Origin of the sequence: Renibacterium salmoninarum ATCC 33209 (genome assembly GCF_000018885.1) — a bacterium.
GTDB lineage: Bacteria > Actinomycetota > Actinomycetes > Actinomycetales > Micrococcaceae > Renibacterium > Renibacterium salmoninarum.
Window position 1 is genome coordinate 1,542,199 of record NC_010168.1, and the last position, 18,549, is coordinate 1,560,747.

Annotated in this window: 18 protein-coding genes, 2 tRNA genes and 2 pseudogenes; 6 read left to right on the forward strand and 16 right to left on the reverse strand. The window is 56.3% G+C overall.

Going from position 1 to position 18,549, the window contains the following annotated elements; translation table 11 throughout:
• Nucleotides 1-44 precede the first annotated feature (44 nt).
• The 3 genes from rpmF to coaD all read right to left on the reverse strand — a co-directional run bounded on the left by rpmF (nt 45) and on the right by coaD (nt 1,458).
• A complete protein-coding gene (gene rpmF / locus RSAL33209_RS07770) occupies nt 45-248 on the reverse strand; it encodes a 50S ribosomal protein L32 (protein ID WP_012245182.1) in 204 nt (67 codons plus the stop codon).
• Nucleotides 249-308: 60 nt separating this feature from the next.
• Nucleotides 309-911, reverse strand: a complete 603-nt coding sequence (locus tag RSAL33209_RS07775) for a YceD family protein (RefSeq protein ID WP_080503793.1) — start codon at nt 909-911, stop codon at nt 309-311.
• Between the two features lie 64 nt (nt 912-975).
• Nucleotides 976-1,458 (reverse strand): pantetheine-phosphate adenylyltransferase, encoded by a 483-nt coding sequence (gene coaD / locus RSAL33209_RS07780; protein WP_012245184.1) that lies wholly within the window; start codon nt 1,456-1,458, stop codon nt 976-978.
• Nucleotides 1,459-1,537: 79 nt separating this feature from the next.
• On the opposite strand from coaD, the gene RSAL33209_RS07785 reads away from it, so the two are divergent.
• Both RSAL33209_RS07785 and RSAL33209_RS07790 read left to right on the forward strand, forming a co-directional pair.
• Nucleotides 1,538-2,734 (forward strand): aminotransferase class I/II-fold pyridoxal phosphate-dependent enzyme, encoded by a 1,197-nt coding sequence (locus tag RSAL33209_RS07785; protein WP_012245185.1) that lies wholly within the window; start codon nt 1,538-1,540, stop codon nt 2,732-2,734.
• A gap of 53 nt (nt 2,735-2,787) precedes the next feature.
• The gene (locus tag RSAL33209_RS07790; protein WP_012245186.1) at nt 2,788-3,546 is read left to right on the forward strand and encodes a spermidine synthase; all 759 of its coding nucleotides are present in this window, start codon (nt 2,788-2,790) and stop codon (nt 3,544-3,546) included.
• Here the strand turns inward: RSAL33209_RS07790 and rsmD are convergent.
• Genes rsmD through RSAL33209_RS07810 form a run of 4 tightly spaced genes read right to left on the reverse strand, consistent with a single transcriptional unit; the run spans nt 3,536 to nt 8,310 of the window.
• The gene (gene rsmD, locus RSAL33209_RS07795; RefSeq protein ID WP_012245187.1) at nt 3,536-4,120 is read right to left on the reverse strand and encodes a 16S rRNA (guanine(966)-N(2))-methyltransferase RsmD; all 585 of its coding nucleotides are present in this window, start codon (nt 4,118-4,120) and stop codon (nt 3,536-3,538) included. The genes RSAL33209_RS07790 and rsmD overlap by 11 nt on opposite strands.
• Nucleotides 4,121-4,147: 27 nt before the next feature.
• A complete protein-coding gene (locus tag RSAL33209_RS07800) occupies nt 4,148-6,349 on the reverse strand; it encodes an ATP-dependent DNA helicase RecG (RefSeq protein WP_012245188.1) in 2,202 nt (733 codons plus the stop codon).
• Nucleotides 6,336-7,316: a DAK2 domain-containing protein gene (locus tag RSAL33209_RS07805; protein ID WP_012245189.1), complete on the reverse strand. Its 981-nt coding sequence runs from the start codon at nt 7,314-7,316 to the stop codon at nt 6,336-6,338. Before RSAL33209_RS07805 ends, RSAL33209_RS07800 begins: the two co-directional genes overlap by 14 nt.
• Complete coding sequence (locus tag RSAL33209_RS07810) at nt 7,306-8,310, reverse strand: thiamine-phosphate kinase (RefSeq protein WP_114597717.1); 1,005 nt, start codon at nt 8,308-8,310, stop codon at nt 7,306-7,308. The genes RSAL33209_RS07805 and RSAL33209_RS07810 overlap by 11 nt, the downstream gene beginning before the upstream one ends.
• 87 nt (nt 8,311-8,397) lie before the next feature.
• Between RSAL33209_RS07810 and RSAL33209_RS07815 the strand changes: the two genes are divergently transcribed.
• The gene (locus tag RSAL33209_RS07815; protein WP_012245190.1) at nt 8,398-8,904 is read left to right on the forward strand and encodes a DUF3515 domain-containing protein; all 507 of its coding nucleotides are present in this window, start codon (nt 8,398-8,400) and stop codon (nt 8,902-8,904) included.
• A 15-nt stretch (nt 8,905-8,919) separates the two neighbouring features.
• Here the strand turns inward: RSAL33209_RS07815 and RSAL33209_RS07820 are convergent, their stop codons facing one another.
• The 5 genes and pseudogenes from RSAL33209_RS07820 to leuC all read right to left on the reverse strand — a co-directional run bounded on the left by RSAL33209_RS07820 (nt 8,920) and on the right by leuC (nt 14,273).
• Nucleotides 8,920-9,936 carry an NAD(P)H-dependent glycerol-3-phosphate dehydrogenase gene (locus tag RSAL33209_RS07820; RefSeq protein WP_012245192.1) on the reverse strand — a complete coding sequence of 339 codons (1,017 nt, stop codon included), beginning with the start codon at nt 9,934-9,936 and terminating at the stop codon, nt 8,920-8,922.
• Nucleotides 9,933-10,670 carry a lysophospholipid acyltransferase family protein gene (locus RSAL33209_RS07825; protein ID WP_041685410.1) on the reverse strand — a complete coding sequence of 246 codons (738 nt, stop codon included), beginning with the start codon at nt 10,668-10,670 and terminating at the stop codon, nt 9,933-9,935. Before RSAL33209_RS07825 ends, RSAL33209_RS07820 begins: the two co-directional genes overlap by 4 nt.
• 32 nt (nt 10,671-10,702) lie before the next feature.
• Entirely contained in the window at nt 10,703-12,037 is a 1,335-nt protein-coding gene (murA, locus tag RSAL33209_RS07830) for a UDP-N-acetylglucosamine 1-carboxyvinyltransferase (RefSeq protein WP_012245194.1), read from the reverse strand.
• Between the two features lie 126 nt (nt 12,038-12,163).
• Nucleotides 12,164-12,774: pseudogene (gene leuD / locus RSAL33209_RS07835) on the reverse strand (3-isopropylmalate dehydratase small subunit).
• A 14-nt stretch (nt 12,775-12,788) separates the two neighbouring features.
• On the reverse strand, nt 12,789-14,273 hold the full coding sequence (leuC, locus tag RSAL33209_RS07840) for a 3-isopropylmalate dehydratase large subunit (RefSeq protein WP_012245196.1): 1,485 nt from the start codon (nt 14,271-14,273) through the stop codon (nt 12,789-12,791).
• Nucleotides 14,274-14,372: 99 nt separating this feature from the next.
• On the opposite strand from leuC, the gene RSAL33209_RS07845 reads away from it, so the two are divergent.
• Nucleotides 14,373-15,110, forward strand: coding sequence for an IclR family transcriptional regulator (locus RSAL33209_RS07845; RefSeq protein ID WP_012245197.1), 738 nt, complete (start codon nt 14,373-14,375; stop codon nt 15,108-15,110).
• A gap of 43 nt (nt 15,111-15,153) precedes the next feature.
• Complete coding sequence (locus RSAL33209_RS07850) at nt 15,154-15,498, forward strand: DUF805 domain-containing protein (protein ID WP_233494294.1); 345 nt, start codon at nt 15,154-15,156, stop codon at nt 15,496-15,498.
• Here RSAL33209_RS07850 and RSAL33209_RS07855 read toward each other — a convergent pair.
• Entirely contained in the window at nt 15,495-16,097 is a 603-nt protein-coding gene (locus RSAL33209_RS07855) for a dihydrofolate reductase family protein (protein ID WP_012245199.1), read from the reverse strand. The two genes, RSAL33209_RS07850 and RSAL33209_RS07855, sit on opposite strands and share 4 nt — an antisense overlap.
• Before the next feature lie 61 nt (nt 16,098-16,158).
• Between RSAL33209_RS07855 and RSAL33209_RS07860 the strand changes: the two genes are divergently transcribed.
• Nucleotides 16,159-16,692 carry a DUF1697 domain-containing protein gene (locus RSAL33209_RS07860; protein WP_012245200.1) on the forward strand — a complete coding sequence of 178 codons (534 nt, stop codon included), beginning with the start codon at nt 16,159-16,161 and terminating at the stop codon, nt 16,690-16,692.
• A 48-nt stretch (nt 16,693-16,740) separates the two neighbouring features.
• On the opposite strand, the gene RSAL33209_RS07865 is transcribed toward RSAL33209_RS07860, so the two are convergent.
• The 3 genes and pseudogenes from RSAL33209_RS07865 to RSAL33209_RS17045 form a co-directional block, all read right to left on the reverse strand.
• Nucleotides 16,741-16,813 (reverse strand) — tRNA-Glu (locus RSAL33209_RS07865).
• A 94-nt stretch (nt 16,814-16,907) separates the two neighbouring features.
• Nucleotides 16,908-16,979, reverse strand: a tRNA-Gln gene (locus RSAL33209_RS07870).
• Nucleotides 16,980-17,246: 267 nt separating this feature from the next.
• A pseudogene (locus RSAL33209_RS17045) lies at nt 17,247-18,512 on the reverse strand (IS3 family transposase).
• Nucleotides 18,513-18,549: the final 37 nt, after the last annotated feature.

The following is an 18,549-nucleotide window of genomic DNA, read 5'->3' on the forward strand; positions in this document are numbered from 1 at the left end:
GGCAACATGTCTTTCGCGGACGCACTCATCTGAGGCGTGCCAGCTTAGACGTCTGCTACCTTGCGGCCCTTGTATTCCAGGAACAGCGCGGTGCCGGCGGAGTCAGTGACAACCTTGGCCTGGTGCGGCAAGGAGTAGGTGACCCGACCGTTTTCGACGGTCTTGGCCAAGTGGGGAGCAGTTGCTTTCCACTTGGCCCGGCGGGCACGGGTATTAGAACGGGACATCTTCCGCTTGGGAACAGCCACGGCTAACTCTTTTCTCTCTTCGCAACGCCCGGCAGAGCCAAACGCTGCAGTCTGTCGTTCTTAGGTCTCTTGCTGATCTTGGTCTTGTGTCAGTCCGCTCAATGCGGCCCAACGCGGGTCCAAAACCTCGTGGTGGTGGCCAGGCTCATCCAAAAGCCGCACTCCACATTCGGAGCACAAACCTTCGCAATTTTCCTGGCATACCGGCTGGAACGGCAATGCAGTTACTATCGCGTCCCGCAGCACCGGTTCGAGATCGAGATGATCGTGCTCGATAAGGCGCTGTTCGTCGTCGTCCTCAACGTCATCTTTGGAGCCCCGTTCCACAACGGGCTCTTCAAAAAAGAACATCTCTTGGATCTCCACATCGAGGCCGTACGCAAGGGGATCCAGGCATCGGCTGCATTCGCCCACAAGCTGGACGCGGGCAGTTCCCGATACAAAGATTCCTTCGTGTACGGCCTCCAAGCTCAAATCCAGATCGATATCCGATCCGTCCTGAACCCCGATCATCGGCGTGCCAAGTTGCCCCGGCGACGCCACTACATTTTGCCAAGAGTGCATACTGCCTGGGTTGCGACCAAAATCCTTGATCGCAATAAGCAATGGTGAACCCGGATGAGTCCGGTGGTTCGTGTTAATGACAACTCCTGGTGAAAACATATGACCGACGTACCATCTTAGCCTGAAACACCGCTCCGCCTCAAACTGCGCCACGCCAACTCTTTTAGTTAGTTTCTTTACCTTCGTGGAATCGGCGCAAAACCGCGCGCGGCACGTAGTCTGAGACGTCGCCGCCAAGGCCCTCAACTTCTTTGATCATTGTCGAGGAAAGATGAAGATAACGCGCCTCAGCCGGCAAGAAAACCGTCTCTACGCCAGTGAGCTGCCGGTTCATCGTCGCCATTGGAACTTCATAGTCGAAGTCTGACGAGGAACGAATTCCTTTGACAATCGCACTCGCCCCCCGTTGCCGACAATATTCAGCTAGTAATCCAGCGCCCATTGGTTCAATCACAATTCCACGCAGCGAGGCAAGCGTCTCGCTCGCCATTTCCAGGCGTTCCTCAAGGCTAAAGCGGTACTTTTTGGCGTAATTGGTTGACACCGCAACGATCACTTCATCAAAAAGCCCCGCGGCGCGCGCGATCACCTCTAAGTGTCCATTGTGAATCGGGTCCAATGATCCTGGGCATACCGCTCGGCGCATAGGCCAAACTTATCGCATTTGCTCCGCCATTTCGCGTCGAAGACTCAGCATGAATACGAGCGTGTCTTAGGGTGGTCCTATGACTTCTCCCTGGCAGCGCGCCGCCCAAGGCGCCAATTTGCTCGCCGATTACGGCAGCCTTGGCGTCACGATATTCGAGGAGATCAACTCACTCGCCGTTCGCACTGGAGCCTTGAATTTAGGCCAGGGATTCCCCGATCAAGACGGTCCCACAGAAATTAAGGAATTGGCCAGATCCGCGATCGAACTTGGCGCTAATCAATACGCGCCGGGCAAAGGCATCTTGGATCTTCGAAACGCAATTGCCGAACACCAGCAGCGCTTTTACGGACTAACCCTTGACTCCGAAAGCGAAGTACTCGTCACTACCGGTGCAACCGAAGCGATTGCTGCGAGCTTACTAGCTCTGGTCAGCCCGGGCGACGAGGTGCTGACGCTGGAACCGTTCTATGACTCCTATGGGGCGATGATTGCCTTGGCAGGCGGCAAGCATGTGACGGTGCCGCTGATCGCACCAGACTTCGAACTGGATGAGCAAGCGCTACGAACCGCATTTTCAGACCTGACCAAGATCGTACTGCTTAATTCACCGCATAACCCTTCAGGAGCAGTGCTGCCACGGGCGGCCCTCGAACTGATTGTAGAGCTGGCTCATAAATTTGATGCCATCATCATTGCCGATGAAGTGTACGAACATCTCACTTACGACGTAGCGCATATTCCCATCTCCACCCTGCCGGGTGCGGCTGAGCGCACCATCACCATTTCCTCCGGCGGTAAAACTTTTTCCTTCACTGGCTGGAAAATCGGCTGGGCTACCGGACCGGCTCAGCTGATCGCTGCGGTCCGTACGGTCAAGCAGTTTTTGAGCTATTCCTCTGGTACGCCATTCCAAGCCGCCATTGCTTGGGGTCTGCGTCAGCCCCAGAGCTACTTTACTGAGCTAGCAGCCGATCTAGCGGCCAAACGCGATCTGCTCGCCGCCGGGCTGCAGGCGGCTGGTCTTACCGTGCACTTGCCAAACGGCGGTTACTTCATCAACGCAGATGTGGCGCCGTTAGGCTTCACGGACGCCGTGGCGCTATCCCGTGAGCTTCCGGAGTTGATCGGAGTCGCTGCCATTCAGGTTGCGGTGTTCTGCCATCCTGACGGTGCCGAACGAAATAAGTCGTTGCTTCGATTCGCCTTTTGCAAACAACTCAGTGTGCTCGAAGCAGCCTCGGCGCGTCTGCTAACCCTCAAGGACAAGCTCTGAGTCCGCAACCAGATTCAGGATTCAACGGAGCGCCAGTAGCCAATCCACAACGGATGCTTAGCGGATTGGGTGCACATGCTGAGATTGTTGCAGACGATTTAGTCCCCGGTGCCTTTATTCTTGAGATCGCTGGCACAGCACAATCACATGTCAACCTCAGCGAGCCGGCTGAAGTTTTCTATGAGTACTTGCGCCGGATGGCCAACGTTCTCGATCTCTGCGCACCGGCCGATGAACCGAGCAAGGTATTACATCTTGGCGCTGGCGCACTGACCTTGGCTAGGTATCTAAGCGTGCGCAGACCCGGTTCTGAACAGATCGCCGTCGAGCTGGAGCGCGAGTTACTTGACTTCGTTCTGGAGCATTTGCCACTCCCCCAGAACACGGTGCTGAAAACGCTCATTGGCGATGCTCGGTGGGTATTGCCAGAGTTGGCGGAACTCGGGCCATTCACCGCAATTGTGCTGGACATTTTTTCGGGCCCACAGGCGCCTGAACATATTGCTAGCGCAGAATTCTACGCCGCGGCTGCGGCTCAGCTGGCGCCGAACGGCGTACTTCTAGTCAACGTTGGCGATGAGCCTGGGCTCAGCTTAGTCCGCAGCCAGACAGCCGCTTTACGCTCGATACTTCCCGAGACCGCGCTTTATGCCGAGTCGGGCATGTTCAGCGGTAGATATCCGGGCAATATGATTTTGATTGGCTATCGCGGCGAACAATGGCCAGAAGATTGGACCAGGCAGCTTTTGGCCGCTGGACCGCACCCGTGCGAGCTGCGCAGCGGCGTTGAGCTCGACGAATTTAGTCGCTGACTAAATGATCTTGCTCGCTAGGCTCAGCAAACCACAGCCGAGTTTCGCCATAGCTGCGCTCGGAGAAAAGTTCCATGGTTGCTGGCCAGAGTGGTTCCGGACTACGGGTAGCGCGTTCCACCACGACGACGGCGCCTTCAGAAAGTGCCGAGCCCAAAGCAAGCAACACTTCCGCCAGTTCGTCTTCGGTGAGCGGGTACGGCGGGTCTAAAAATACTAGATCCCAAGGCCCTTTGGCGCGTTGCAGGAATTGCTCTACCTTGGCCCGGTTGACCCGTACGGTGCCCGCAGCGGTGACTGAGTTGACTAGATCGGCATTTCGTTGGCAAACCGCAGCGGCGCGAGCATCAAGTTCTACCAAATCCACCTTGGCTGCCCCTCGACTCGCAGACTCAAGACCGAGCGCGCCGGAGCCCGCGTAGAGATCTAAAACTTTCGACTCTTTAAGTACTCCCATGGCTTCCAAGCGAGAGAAAAGTGCCTCTTTGACCCGATCTGTGGTGGGTCGGGTACCGGTCCCCGGGACCGATACCAAAGTCTGGCCACCGGCCGCCCCGGCAATGATCCGGCTCACTGGCCAAATACCAATCTGCGGGATGATTTAGCCACGTTCAAGGAACGCCTCTCTTTCCGGGTTGAGTGACGCTTCAATGGCGGCTTCAAGAGCACTGTGTTTACTCAACTCGGGGTCATCAGCAATGATCTTATTGGCGTCACTACGTGCCAGCTCGATCACTGACTCATGCTCCAAGACTCGCAAAAGTCGCAAAGTTGACCGACCGCCGGATTGGCTGGCACCCAGGATGTCGCCCTCACGACGCAACTTGAGGTCCTCTTGCGAAAGCGCAAAGCCATCTGTCGTCGCAGCAACTGCGTCAAGCCGACGTCTGCTCGGATGCTCCGGTGCCAGCTCCGTCACTAAGAGCGCCGTCCCGGGCAAGCCGCCACGTCCAACTCGCCCACGGAGCTGATGCAACTGTGAAATGCCAAAGCGATCCGCGTCCAAAATAATCATCAACGTCGCGTTATGCACATCAACGCCAACTTCGACTACCGTGGTGGAAACCAAAACCTGAACGCCACCGGCAGCAAAATCGGCCATAACCTGACTCTTTTGTGTTGGATCGAGGCGACCGTGCAAAGCTTCGATCCGGCATCCGGCGAGGGAGGGCTCTGATCGAAGCTCCTCGACAACTTCGAGAACCGAAGCCATTGCTTTAGCGTCGTCCTCCGACGGGAGCCGATCAGGCTCATCGCCGCTCGGCGGTTCTGCCCCCTCGGCTTCACCAATTCGAGGGCAGACCACGTACACCTGGTGGCCCGCATCAATTTCCTCCCGGCTGCGTTGCCATAGACGGCTGAACCAGGCCGGATTCTCCGCAAGTCCAACCACGAATGTGGAGATTGGCGCTCGGCCTGCAGGCAATTCGCGCAGTACGGAGGTTTCCAAATCACCGAATACCGTCATTGCGACAGTTCGAGGAATCGGCGTCGCCGTCATCACCAAAAGGTGCGGTGGATGGATCGCTTTGAGTCGTAACGCATCCCGCTGTTCAACGCCAAAGCGATGCTGTTCATCAACCACAATCAAACCCAAATCAAAAAACTGCACTTGATCTGAAAGTAATGCGTGCGTGCCAATAACTATCCCGGCCTGACCAGAGGCCGCGTCCAAGAGCGCCTTTTTCTTCACCGCCGCTGGCATGGTTCCGGTCAGCAGCGCCGCTTGAGTTCCACCATCGAATCCGCCCAGCATGCCGCCTTCTGCGAGCGGGCCGAGCGTGGCCCTAATCGACTGAAAATGCTGAGCCGCCAGAACTTCGGTGGGTGCCAGCAGCGCCGCTTGGCCGCCAGAATCGATGACTTGGAGCATTGCGCGCAAAGCCACCAAGGTCTTACCCGAACCGACTTCACCTTGCAATAACCGATGCATTGGGCTGTTTCCAGCCAACTCCGCCGAAAGTTCTTCGCCAATCTCGCGTTGACCATTTGTCAAAGTAAAAGGTAGGGAGGCGTCGAAGGAGGCTAACAATCCAGTGCTCGAGCCCGGACGAGATTGTGTCTGCTGCGCAGCAGACTGTGCTCGTCTGCGCGCTAAGGCAGTCTGTAAGACCAGCGCTTCTTGATATCTGAACCGGTCCCTAGCAAGTTTCCATTGAGTTGGCTCAGTTGGCCGGTGAATCATCCGATAAGCCTCAGGCAACGGCAGGAATTCTTCACGCTGTGCGGTCTCTTCGGGAACAGGGTCGTCAAAAGATGACAAATCGATCGCGTCCAAAAGCGCCGATATTGCATTAGCAATCTTCCAACTCGGCAATTTTGCTGTGGCCGGATATATCGGGATGGGCTGCCGGGCAAGCTCTTCGTCCGCACCATCTGCGTCGATCAAGACATAATCCGGATTCGTCAGCGTCAGGGCTCGGTTGAAGAAGCCCACCTTGCCGGAAAACATTGCTCTTGCACCGGGAAGCAGCTCGCGCTCAGCGCGCCAACCGTTGAAGAAACTGATTTTGAGCGATCCCGCACCAGTCGAAGTGTCGCCAGTGACTACGACGTCGGTAATGGTGCCCTTTCGTTGCCGCATTCGACGAGAGTTAGTGCTGACTACTCGAGCGATCAGCGTCACTTCTTCGTCAAAGGGCAGACTACTGATTTGAGTCAGCTCCCCCCGGTTCAGGTAGCGCCGTGGAAAGTAGTTGAGTAGATCTCCCACGGTCTGGAGCGAGAGGTTCTTCTCAATCGCGCCCGCGGAAGCCTTTCCTAGCAACCGATCCAGGGGCAGCTGGTCCTCAGCCGTCCGCATGATCGTGGGTTGCTGCACGCAAGTCAGAGACACTGATGTTTTCAGGAACCCCAACTAACTGAATGGCTTCCAGCGCCTTTTCAGATTCAGTGGTGTGAACATGCACGCGCCAACGGTAAGAATCAGGTTCGCCTTCTTGGACCATGGGGCTCATGACGACTGAGTCGCCCAACTCGTCCAACCGCATTCGGAGTGTGGCGGCATCCAGAGGAGAAAGCGTAATAGTACACATCACCTCAACGCCTTCTACCACGGCGATGCTCTGATGAATATGGTTATCATGCACGTCGTAGCCGGCTAGACCGTCAAGCAGATTTTCTTGTAGGTCTTGATGCAGAATCTCTGCCCGCAGACAATCGAGCACTAGGAGTAAGCCCACACCGCCTGCATCAACCACTTGAGCAGCTTGTAGCTCGCTCAGCTGTTCTTCAGTACGGATGACGGCGGCCAACGCGGCCTCCACCGCTGCGTCCAGAGCGAGCGAAAGCGCATGGTTGCTGTCATCGCCGTTCAACGAAGAGTCTGCCATCGCGGCGGCTTCAGCAGCTGACTCAAGGACGGAGAGCATGGTGCCCTGTAACGGATCGCTCAAAGCCGACCAGGACCGGATTTGGGCCCGTCGTAATGCCGAGGCAAGTAGCGGCGCGCTCAGTCGCGTGGCTCCGCGCATTGGCTCGGACATTGCCGCAAGCAGCACTGCCAGCAAAGTTCCAGAATTTCCGAGAGCATTCTCCATCGCTGCCTCAGCGGCCAAGTTGAGAACCTCGCCAAGGTCTGAACCCTCAGAACTTTGAATGGCCTGGTTTGCAGACCGCAGCGTCAAGTAGAGATTGGTTCCAGTATCCCCATCCGCTACCGGAAAAATATTGATCGCGTTCAGCCGGTCACTATGGTTGCCCAAAGTTTCCTCGCACCTACTCAGCCAGCGCCGTAATGCTGAAGCGTTGGCAGCAATCTTAGTCTGCAAAATGATCCCATCCCGCGGCACCGATAGGCTGGCCAGCCACTGTTACGCAGCTTTCCGAGCCCGGCCCGTCTTCCTTCGACAGTACCGAGCCTATCGCAGTGAACCCCTCAGGAAGCTGTGCGTCTGGGCCAAATGTGGATAACAATCCGTGGTCTTCGCCGCCGCTCAGCACCCAATTCAGCGCAGAAACGCCCAGTGCCTCGGCAGCGGGCAACAGCGCTGCGCAAAATTCGTTTAGTGCTTGCGGGTTAAGATCAAGCACCACGTCGCTGGCAGTTGCCAACCGAGCTGCATCTCGGAGCAATCCATCTGAAATATCTAACATCGCGGAGGCGCCAGCCAATGCAGCAACGGGGCCAGCGGCCAGTGGCGGCCGCGGGCAACGGAAGGCGTCGATAAGACCAAGTTGGGCGGCGTCCAAGTCCGAAAATGGTATTTGGCTTTCCAATAATGCCCAGCCAGCCCCGGCACGGCCAAGCACGCCAGCTACCGCCAGCACATCACCACGTTGCGCACCAGAACGCAGTATCGGCTGCCGATTCTGTAAGTCGCCAAGCACGGTAACCGTCACCGAGATCTCCCGCCCCGCAGACAAATCACCGCCAACAATCCCGCATTGGCTCGCGCCAAGCGACTCTATCGCTGCGCTCAACCCGTTGGCGAGTCCCTCCGCCCATGAAACCGGCGTCGACGGCGGCAATGTCAAACTCACCACCATGGCGGTGCCTACCGCGCCCATTGCGTTGATATCACTGAGGTTTTGCGCCGCAGCCTTCCAACCGACGTCGTACCCTGTGGAGGAATAGCCGTTGTTCCATGCCAAGCGGAAGTCTTGGTCTTGAACCTGGGTGTCCACCGAAATCACCGTGCGGCCATCCGGCGAACTGACTAATGCCGCGTCATCTCCAGGGCCCAAAAGTACCGAGGTAGAGCTTCGGAGCAACGGAAAAATGCGCGCCAAGAGTTGGCCTTCACTCAACTGGCTCACATTCAATTCATCCACCTCTCTACGGTAGCGGCAGCTACCGACAATCTGGTCGAGGCGACCCGGCGCGCACCGGAATACCACTACGCTTGAGGTATGCACCACGGTACATCTTCTAAGTTTTTACTCGTCTTTGCCGCTTTGGGCGCGGCTTTGACCTCGTGTACGCCAGCCGTTGATCTGGCACCAGCTCAGGATTCCGCAAACCCTGCTTGCGCTGCGATGATGATTGCCTTGCCAGACAAACTGGCAGACCAGCAATTGCGCGCAACCAGCTCGCAAGGAACCGCAGCCTGGGGCAATCCGTCCAAAGTGGTTTTGCGGTGCGGCGTAAATGCACCGCCGCCAACAAAAGATCCTTGCGTCGGCGTCAACGGCGTTGATTGGGTCAGTATACAAGACCCCGCAAAGCCGGATAATTGGACTTTCACAACTTACGGTCGTGAGCCTGCCACCGCCATCTTGTTCAATCAGAATGACGTCGCTTCCAGCACCGTATTGGCGCAGTTGGCAGCTGCCGCCGCTAAGATCCCGCAGACTCACAAATGTTTGGGTCCCGAAGACGCTCAGTTATTTCCAGCACAGCCCAGCAGCACTCCATAACGCTAATTAGCTCAGTTAACCCTCGGATTTCAGATCTCTAGCCAAAAGCCGCGGGCCGAGTTCGTCAACAGTAAGTTTTCCAGCGAGCACGGCAACGACGGCAGAGGTAATGGGCATGTCCACGCCCAGCTTTCCGGCTAAATCGTAAACTGCGCGACCAGACTTAATGCCCTCCGCGGTTTGTGTCATTGTGGCATTGACTTGATCCAAGCTGAGTCCTTGACCAAGCAACCGCCCGGCAGTGTGATTGCGGCTTAAGGGCGAGGAGCAAGTGGCTACTAGGTCCCCCAGCCCTGCAAGACCAGCCATCGTTTCCGCCTCGCCACCAAGTGCCAAAGCCAATCTGGTTGTCTCGGCCAATCCCCTGGTGATCACGGAGGCTTTAGTGTTGTCGCCCATTTCTTTGCCTTCGCAAATTCCGACGGCGAGCGCTATGACATTTTTTACGATGCCGCCGATTTCGACGCCGACGACGTCTGAATTCGTATAGGGCCGAAAATATGATGCCGTGCAAAGCGAGGCAACCCAGGCGGCTACGTCAACGTCCGTGCAAGCGATAACCGAGGCGGTGGGTTCCTGTCGAGCAATTTCCATCGCCAAATTCGGGCCGGAAACCACCGCGATCCGCTCTGTAGGCACGCCAAGCTCGGCGGCGATGACTTGGCTCATTTGAGCATCAGTGCCCAGCTCGAGCCCTTTCATGAGCGACACCACTACGACGTCGGATGCCAAGGCATCCCGCCAGGCCGGCAGTTGCGCCCGCAACGACTGAGCCGGTACAGCTAGCACGACAAGTGCCGAGCCGTTAAGGACCTTGGTGACATCAGTACTGGCGACTAGGTTGTGCGGAAAATCGATATTCGGTAGGTAAGTCTCGTTGCGATGCGTGGAGTTAATCTCTTCGACTACCGCTGTGCGCCTGCCCCAGAGCCGTATCTCAATACCAGGATTCGCATCGGCAAGTACCTTAGCGAATGTTGTGCCCCAGCTACCAGCGCCTAGAACAGCAATGCTTGTTGGCTCTGGTCTCATACCGATTCCTCCGGCCGCGCATCCTGTTCAAACTTACGTCCAGTTTTGGTTTGGTTGTGCTCGGAGGGATCCCAACGTTCTACCGGCGCTGGCTCGCCCCGCAAGCCGACTAATAATGCGGTGATATCGTCCAGAATTGCTTCAGTGGCCGCATGCAATACGTCTTTGTCCAAGGGCTTGCCATGAAAGGCGCTCAGGTCAACCGGATCGCCAATAATCATGGTAACTCGCTTGCGTGGGAAGGGATGCACCATCTTGGCATAACGAGGGAAGACTTCCTGCGCGCCCCAGTGTGCCACGGGGGTTACCGGCGCCCCGGTCTGCAACGCCAATCGAGCTGCCCCAGTATGCCCTTTCATCGGCCAAAGGTTTGGATCACGGGTCAAGGTGCCCTCTGGATAGATGATGATGGCACCGCCCTCATCAAGTACTTCTTGAGCCACGATGAGCGATCGACCGGCACTCGGACCGCTGCGGTCTACCGGGATTTGCTTCGAACCAGCTAAGATTTTTCCGGCGATTGGCAGTTTGAAAAGCGAGCCTTTGGCTAAGAAGTGCGGTGGGAATCCTTTGTTGTAAAGCATGTGTCCCACTAGCACCGGATCAATTTCCGAATAGTGGTTAGGGCAGACGATGAAACCAGAATTCTGCGGAAGTTTATCGGTCTGCAACCAAGTTTTAGCCAGTAGCAGATTCATCAGCGGGCGCAACGTATTGGCCAGAATCGAGAACATGGTCTTCATCGTTCTGGATTGCGGCTGGGACATTAGCGCTGCCCCAGCGAAACGTCTGCGCCTAGTCCGGTGAGCTTGTCTAGGAAGTGCTCATAGCCACGGTTAATAACATCAATTCCCGTGACTCTCGATGAACCGGTGGCTGCTAGCGCCGCGATCAGATGGCTGAAGCCACCGCGCAGGTCAGGAACGTGGATATCCGCGCCGCGTAATTGTGTGGATCCAGAGATAACGGCCGAGTGTAAGAAATTACGCTGGCCAAAGCGGCACGGTACACTGCCCAAGCATTCGCGGTGAACCTGAATGTTGGCGCCCATCCGAATAAGTGCGTCGGTAAAGCCAAACCGGTTCTCGTAAACCGTCTCGTGCACAATCGAAACGCCTTCGGCCTGGCTCAAGGCCACTACCAGCGGCTGCTGCCAATCGGTCATGAAACCAGGGTGCACGTCGGTTTCTAGGACAAGCGGATTGAGCTTGCCACCTGGGTGATAAAAACGGATGCCGCCGTCTTCAATATCCATGCCGCCGCCAACCTTGCGGAAGGTATTGATAAAGGTCATCATGTCTCGCTGCGAGGCGCCGTCGACATAAATATCGCCCTTAGTCACCAGCGCAGCTGAAGCCCAAGAAGCCGCTTCATTTCGGTCGGTCAGCGCGCGATGATCAAACCCGCCTAGATTCTTGACGCCTTCAACCCGAATGGTTCGATCGGCTTGGACGCTGATCAGCGCGCCCATTTTTTGCAGCACCGCGATCAGGTCAATAATCTCTGGCTCGGTGGCCGCCCCGATCAGTTCGGTGATGCCCTCAGCTCTCGTTGCAGAGAGTAAGACTTGTTCGGTGGCACCAACAGAGGGGTAGGGCAGCGAGATTTTCGCTCCGTGTAACCCCTTTGGCGCGGTGATTTTGATGCCGGTATCTAGCTTTTCCACCACAGCACCGAATTGGCGCAACACATTCAGGTGGTAATCAATGGGGCGATCGCCAATTTTGCAGCCTCCCAGATCTGGGATGAAGGCTTCACCGATCGAGTGAATTAGTGGCCCACAAAGCAGAATCGGAATGCGAGAATCACCGGCATGCGTTTCAATCAGCGAGGTGGCGGCAGTGGTTGCGGCAGTTGTTGCGGCAGCCGGGTCCAGGGTTAAATCACCTGTTACTGGGTCCTTGATAACGCTGACGCCGTGGATCTGCAAAAGTGAGGTAACCACTTCCACGTCTTTGATTTCTGGCACATTTCGCAGAATCGAAGGGGCCCCGCCCAAAAGTGCGGCGACCATCGCTTTGGGCACAAGGTTCTTCGCCCCGCGCACCTTCACTCGGCCGGACAATGGCACTCCGCCGTTTACCGTCAAGACGCTATTCATTACACCTGCTCAATCGTTCATGGGACTGCCCTCAGTCAACCCGCAACCTTTGGACAAGCATAGTTTCTCTGCCCGGCAGACTGAAATATCCAGCGGATGTAGTGATTCGAGCCCTGTTTGACTGGCCTAGAGCGAATTTTCCACTCGTGTGGGCAGCGTGCGCGGTTTGTAGCTTGGCCGGGTTGCTTCGAAGGCAGAAATATCCTCTTCGTGCTGCAAGGTGAGCGAAATATCATCAAGGCCCTCAAGTAGCCGCCAGCGAATGTAGTCGTCCACTTCAAATCGCGCCACAATGCTGCCGCAAGTGACCAGTTTGCTTTCGAGATCTACCGTAACTTCAGTTCCCGGCGCATTCTCTAACTCTTTCCAAATGAGTTCGACGTCGGCTTGATCCAGTTGCGCAGTCAGCAAGCCTTGCTTTCCCGAGTTGCCCCGAAAAATATCGCCAAATCGAGAGGCAAGGACCGCTTTGAATCCGTAATCTTTAAGCGCCCAAACCGCGTGTTCCCGTGAGGAGCCGGTGCCAAAGTCAGGTCCGGCGACCAAAACACTGCCCCGGTTAAAAGGCTCCTGGTTGAGAATGAAACCTTCTTTTTTCGCCAAGAAGCAAAGAGCGCATCATCGAATCCTGTTTTGGAGATTCGCTTAAGGTAAACCGCCGGAATGATCTGATCAGTATCCACATCGGACTGCCGTAAGGGAACGCCAATACCGGTGTGCTTGCTAAATTTTTCCACGTTATCTCTGCCTTTCAGGCCGCGTGTGCATCGGCCGGGGCGCTAGCATGCGCCGTCGCACGCACTGGCTCTAAGTCCGACGGCGAGCTCAGCTTGCCGCGCACCGCGGTAGCCGCCGCGACCACTGGTGACACTAAGTGCGTGCGGCCACCTTTGCCCTGCCGTCCTTCGAAGTTGCGGTTTGAGGTGGAGGCGCATCGCTCGCCGACTTGAAGCTGATCCGGATTCATACCAAGACACATTGAGCAGCCAGCAAAACGCCACTCGGCACCGAAATCTTTGAACACTTGGTCTAGGCCTTCGGCTTCAGCTTCCAAGCGAACTCGAGCTGAACCAGGAACTACCAGCATCCTGATTTCTGGATCTTTTTCCCGGCCCCGAATAACGTCCGCAGCCGCACGTAAATCTTCGATTCGCGAGTTGGTGCAAGAGCCCAGAAACACGGTATCTACCCGAATTTTTTTCATCGGCGTACCGGCTTCAAGGCCCATGTAGGTCAAGGCCCGTTCGCAGGCAGCTTTGGCATTCTCATCGGCAAAGTCCCCCGGCGAGGGCACCGCATCATTCAAAGACACGCCTTGCCCTGGGTTGGTCCTCCAGGTTACAAAGGGTTCTAAGGTGTTCGCCTCCAGATTCACTTCCGCATCGAAGACGGCGTCATCTTCGGTGGGCAGCGACTTCCAGTAGTCAACCGCTGCGTCCCAGTCTGCTCCTTGTGGCGTGTGCGGGCGATCCTGGAGGAAATCGAAAGTGGTTTGGTCCGGCGCGATCATGCCGGCGCGGGCGCCCGCTTCAATAGACATATTGCAAATGGTCATCCGAGCGTCCATGGACAGTGCGCGGATTGCCGAGCCACGGTACTCCAGCACATAGCCTTGGCCACCACCGGTGCCAATTTTCGCGATCACCGCCAAAATGATGTCTTTCGAGCTAACGCCAGGTCGCAGGACGCCTTCTACATTGATGGCCATGGTCTTGAACGGTTTTAACGGCAAGGTCTGCGTGGCCATAACGTGCTCCACCTCGGAGGTACCAATACCAAAAGCAAGCGCGCCAACGGCACCGTGTGTCGAAGTATGCGAATCACCACAAACCACGGTCATACCGGGCTGAGTCAGCCCAAGTTGTGGGCCGACGATGTGCACAATGCCCTGTTCAGCATCGCCGAGCGAGTGCAGGCGGACGCCGAATTCTGCGCAGTTCTTGCGTAACGTTTCGATTTGGATTCGACTGGTTGGATCAGCGATCGGTTTGTCGATGTCCAGGGTTGGCGTGTTGTGGTCTTCGGTCGCAATCGTGAGATCGACACGGCGTAGTGGCCGGCCAGCGAGTCGGAGACCTTCAAAAGCCTGCGGAGATGTCACTTCATGCACGAGGTGAAGATCGATGAAAAGCAAGTCTGGCTCGTTGCCTTGCCCCTTGCGAACAATATGGTCCGCCCAGACCTTGCCGGCCAAAGTTTTTGGTTTCGTTGTGCTGGTCGTCTGCTGTGTCGTCATGACCGTCTCCCATCGTGTCTATTCTACTGTGACAGCGCAGGTTAAGCGACGCCAGCAGTTGAACGTGCATCTCATATTCTGAGACGCTAGTATCAACCTATGGACAAGGAAATTGGCGAACACGGTTCAAGTGGCGTTGGTGTTATCGATAAGGCAGCCCAGGTACTCGACGCGCTTGAGGCTGGGCCAACGACACTCGCGCAATTGGTGGCCGCAACCGGGTTAGCACGTCCAACAGTGCACCGGCTGGCGCAAGCATTAGCGCACCACCGATTAGTTAGCCGGGACATTCATGGCCGCTTTGTACTTGGCGGCAGGTTAGTTGAACTAGCCTCGGCGGCTGGCGAAGATCGCCTCATTGCCGCAGCCGGGCCAGTACTCATTGGTCTCCGTGACGCCACCGGCGAGTCAGCCCAGATTTTCCGCCGCCAGGGCGAATGGCGTGTTTGCGTGGCATCAGCGGAACGGCCCATCGGTTTGCGCGATACCATCCCTGTGGGCACCAAGTTGTCCATGAAGGCCGGTTCCGCCGCGCAAGTCCTCTTGGCCTGGGAAGATCACGAGCGACTTTTCGACGGCCTGCAAAATGCGCGCTTCACCCCTACCGTGCTGGCCGGCGTCCGACGTCGTGGCTGGGCGCAGTCTCTCGGCGAACGCGAGATGGGTGTTGCTTCGGTTTCGGCACCGATTCGCGGGCCCTCCGGTCGGATCATTGCGGCAGTATCGATCTCTGGACCCATTGAACGATTGACTCGGCAGCCTGGCCGAATGCATGCTGAAGTAGTTTGTAATGCTGCACGTGTTTTGACGGAAGCACTAAAAAACGGCGAGGGTTAGCAGATGTCATTCTTCGAAGCTATTGCCAGCGGGTTTCGCAAATATGCCGAGTTCAGCGGGCGGGCAACTCGTCCCGAGTTTTGGTGGTTCATCCTCTTTTATTGCCCTAGGCGCTGGAATTCTCTCGTCGCTGAGTATTGCCTCCGGAGATGGCACACTGTTCCGCGGCTCGGCTTTGGAAACTGTATGGTCGTTGGCCACGTTGCTGCCGACGCTGGGCGTGTTGGTACGTCGCTTGCGAGACACCGGCAGAACCTGGCCACACGTCTTTTGGCTTTTAGTACCAATTGGCGGTTTAGTGGTGCTAGCAATTTTCTTGTCAGAACCCGGCACGCCCGCCGAACCAAGTCAAACGGGCGAGTCCGGTCAATCGGCAGGAGCCGCTTAGCTCCGCAGCACCTTGTAGCTCAGGTGCGTAACCAAAGAGTTTCCGTCAACCAAAATCGGCTCAAACTCAACTCCAGCTAGGCCGTCGAGTAGGCGCTCCCCCTGGCCAAGAATTGCTGGAGTGAGGTGTAACCTGAGCTCATCAATGAGGCCAGCGGCGAGGTACTGCCGAATGGTTGCCGCACCCCCAGCGATAGCGATGCTGCCATCACCAGCTGCTTCTTTGGCCTGGTCAAAGGCGCTTTTAAGGCCGTCTGTGACGAAGTAGAAGGTAGTCCCACTCATTTCCAGCGGTTCGCGCTCATCATGCGTGAGCACAAAAACTGGTGCGTGGTACAGCGGCTCGTCACCCCACCAACCGTGCCACTCTGGCGCAGAGTCCCAACCATCACCGACCGGGCCAAACATATTCCGCCCCATGATGTACGCGCTGTGTTGGCTCATTTTATCCAGCGCAGCTGCGTTCTTCTCAGGTTCTTCAAACATCCAACGGTGCAACCTGCCATCAACACCTTCACCCATCGGATTTTCTAAGGTTTGGTTCGGCCCAGCAGTTAAGCCATCGAGTGAGATAGCCATGTCAGCAGTACCGAGTCCCATTTCAGCCTCCGGGTTGATTGAATCCTTCTCAGTGCAGCTTAGCTACAGATAGGCTCTGGGCATGGAAAATTTCGCGGTCTTTCTCCGTGGCGTCAACGTTGGTGGCGTGACGATCAAATCTGCTGATTTGAAGGCGTGCTTAGCGGCACTTCCGGTAAGCGGGGTCAAGAAGCTTTTGGCCAGCGGGAATGTGGTCTTGCAAGCCTCGCTAACTGCCGGCGAGTTGAAGTATGCGGTTGAGACTGCGCTGCGTGAACGGTTCGGTTATGAGGCCTGGGTTGTGGTGCTTACTGGGAGCAGGATTGGCGAATTGATCCCGGCTTGCCCTTACCCTGCGGATTCCGCGGAGCTTCATACCTACCTGACTCTTTTTACCGACCATGCCGCTGCGGAGCGTCTCAGTAGCGAGCTTGCTGAGTTAGAGAATATTGAGTGGAAGTCATTAGGGCCAGAGGCGACGGCTTGGACGGTGGAAGTTGGCAGCACGTTAGATTCGCCGATTAGTAAGTTAACTGCCAAAGCTGTTTACAAGGCGTCGACGACTACCCGGAATCTGCGCACCATGATTAAGGTTCGGGATGCATTAGCCGGTTAAATAAATGTGCTCCTGGCCAGCGTTTCCGCAGTTCAGGAGCACATTTTGTGACCCCAGCGGGATTCGAACCCGCGTTACCGCCGTGAGAGGGCAGCGTACTAGGCCGCTATACGATGGGGCCAGTACTTACTGATTTGCAGCTTTCAAAGCACAAAACAAGCTCATCAAGTAAAACATGAATGATAGGCTGCGCGCCAATCTGCCGCTTTTCAGCGCTGGGATACCAGGACTCGAACCTAGAATGTCGGTACCAGAAACCGATGTGTTGCCAATTACACCATATCCCAATGGGCTTGTTTGGCCTTCGTAGATAGTCTGCAAGCCGCTCGAGCGCCGGGATATAACTTTACCTGAAAAGCGCGTTCCAGCCAAAACGGTGCCAATTATGGTTTTCCAAGCTGAGAATCCGGCGAAACACTCTGTGAATGCTTGACAGGAAGACCTTTACTTGCGGTAAGTTACCCCATAGTAACTTGATGCAACCCAGGTCACATCAAAATCAGTTTGTCCGAGGAAGTACTCCTTGAATCGCCCCGGTGTGTCCTGAGGGTTTCTCAGACGATGAGCCTGTCGGCGGCTGCCGTGCTCTGGTAGTGATTGTAGTAGTGGTTTTCTAGCTCTACTGGTGGGATGTCTCCGCAGTACTGGTAGAGCCTTCGGTGGTTGTACCAATCGGCCCATTCAGCGGTGCCGATTTCGACTTCTTCTAGAGTCCGCCAGGGCTTGCCGGGTTTGATCAGCTCGGTCTTATAAAGCCCGTTGATGGTTTCCGCCAAGACGTTGTCGTAACTATCACCCACAGAACCGATCGAGGGGCGGATACCGGTCTGGGCCAGGCGTTCGGTGAAGGCCAAGGAGGCGTATTGAGCCCCGGCATCGTGATGATGAATCACCCCGGAAATCTCAGCCCCGGCCCGTTCACGACTCCAGATTGCCTGATTAACTGCGTTGAGCACTAGCACGGTGTTCATAGAAGCACTCGCTGACCAGCCCAGGATCCTCCGAGAGTAGGCATCGATCACGAAGGCAACATAGACCCACCCGGACCAGGTCGAAACATAGGTGAAATCAGCTACCCATAGCCGATCCGGTGCCGTTGGTGTGAAATCACGGCGGACCAAGTCCTTCGCTCGGGCTGCCTTCGAGTCTTTGATCGTGGTGCGTTTGACCTTGCCACGGACCGCACCCTGTATGCCAAGTAACCCCATGAGCCGTTCTACCGTGCACCTGGCCACCGGCACACCTTCACGGTTCATCGCCAACCAGACTTTCCTGGTGCCGTGCACCCCGTAATTAGCGGCATACACCTTCTGGATCACGGGCTTGAGCACCTCATCACGTTGTTCTCGGTGAGATCGTGTTTTATCCACCCATTCGTAGTACGTGGACGGGGTGGTCTTCACCCCGTCCCAGTAAGCACCTGGCAGATCGACTCGACACCCCACCGCAATCCATTATTCTCGCGGTGACCGGCATGGTCCTTGATGTATTTCACGATCAGTGTTGTGGCGGTCGAGTTCGGCCGCGAAAAAAGCTGAAGCACTCCGAAGGATCGCGTTCGCCCGTTTCAGCTCAGCGTTCTCACGCCGTAACCGTTTCAGCTCGGCCGATTCCGTGCTCGTTGTTCCAGTTCTAGTACCAACATCGATCTCGGCTTGCCGGACCCATTTACGCACCGTTTCCGGCACACCCACACCCAAAAGCTGGGCAACTTTTTGCATCGCCGCCCACGCCGAAGACGCACCCTCCATCTCCGCAACCATGCGCACCGTACGATCCTTCAACTCCTGCGGATACCGTGTCGTAGTTTTCCCTGCCATGTCCTGATCCTCTCAAACAAGAAAGTCTCCGGACACA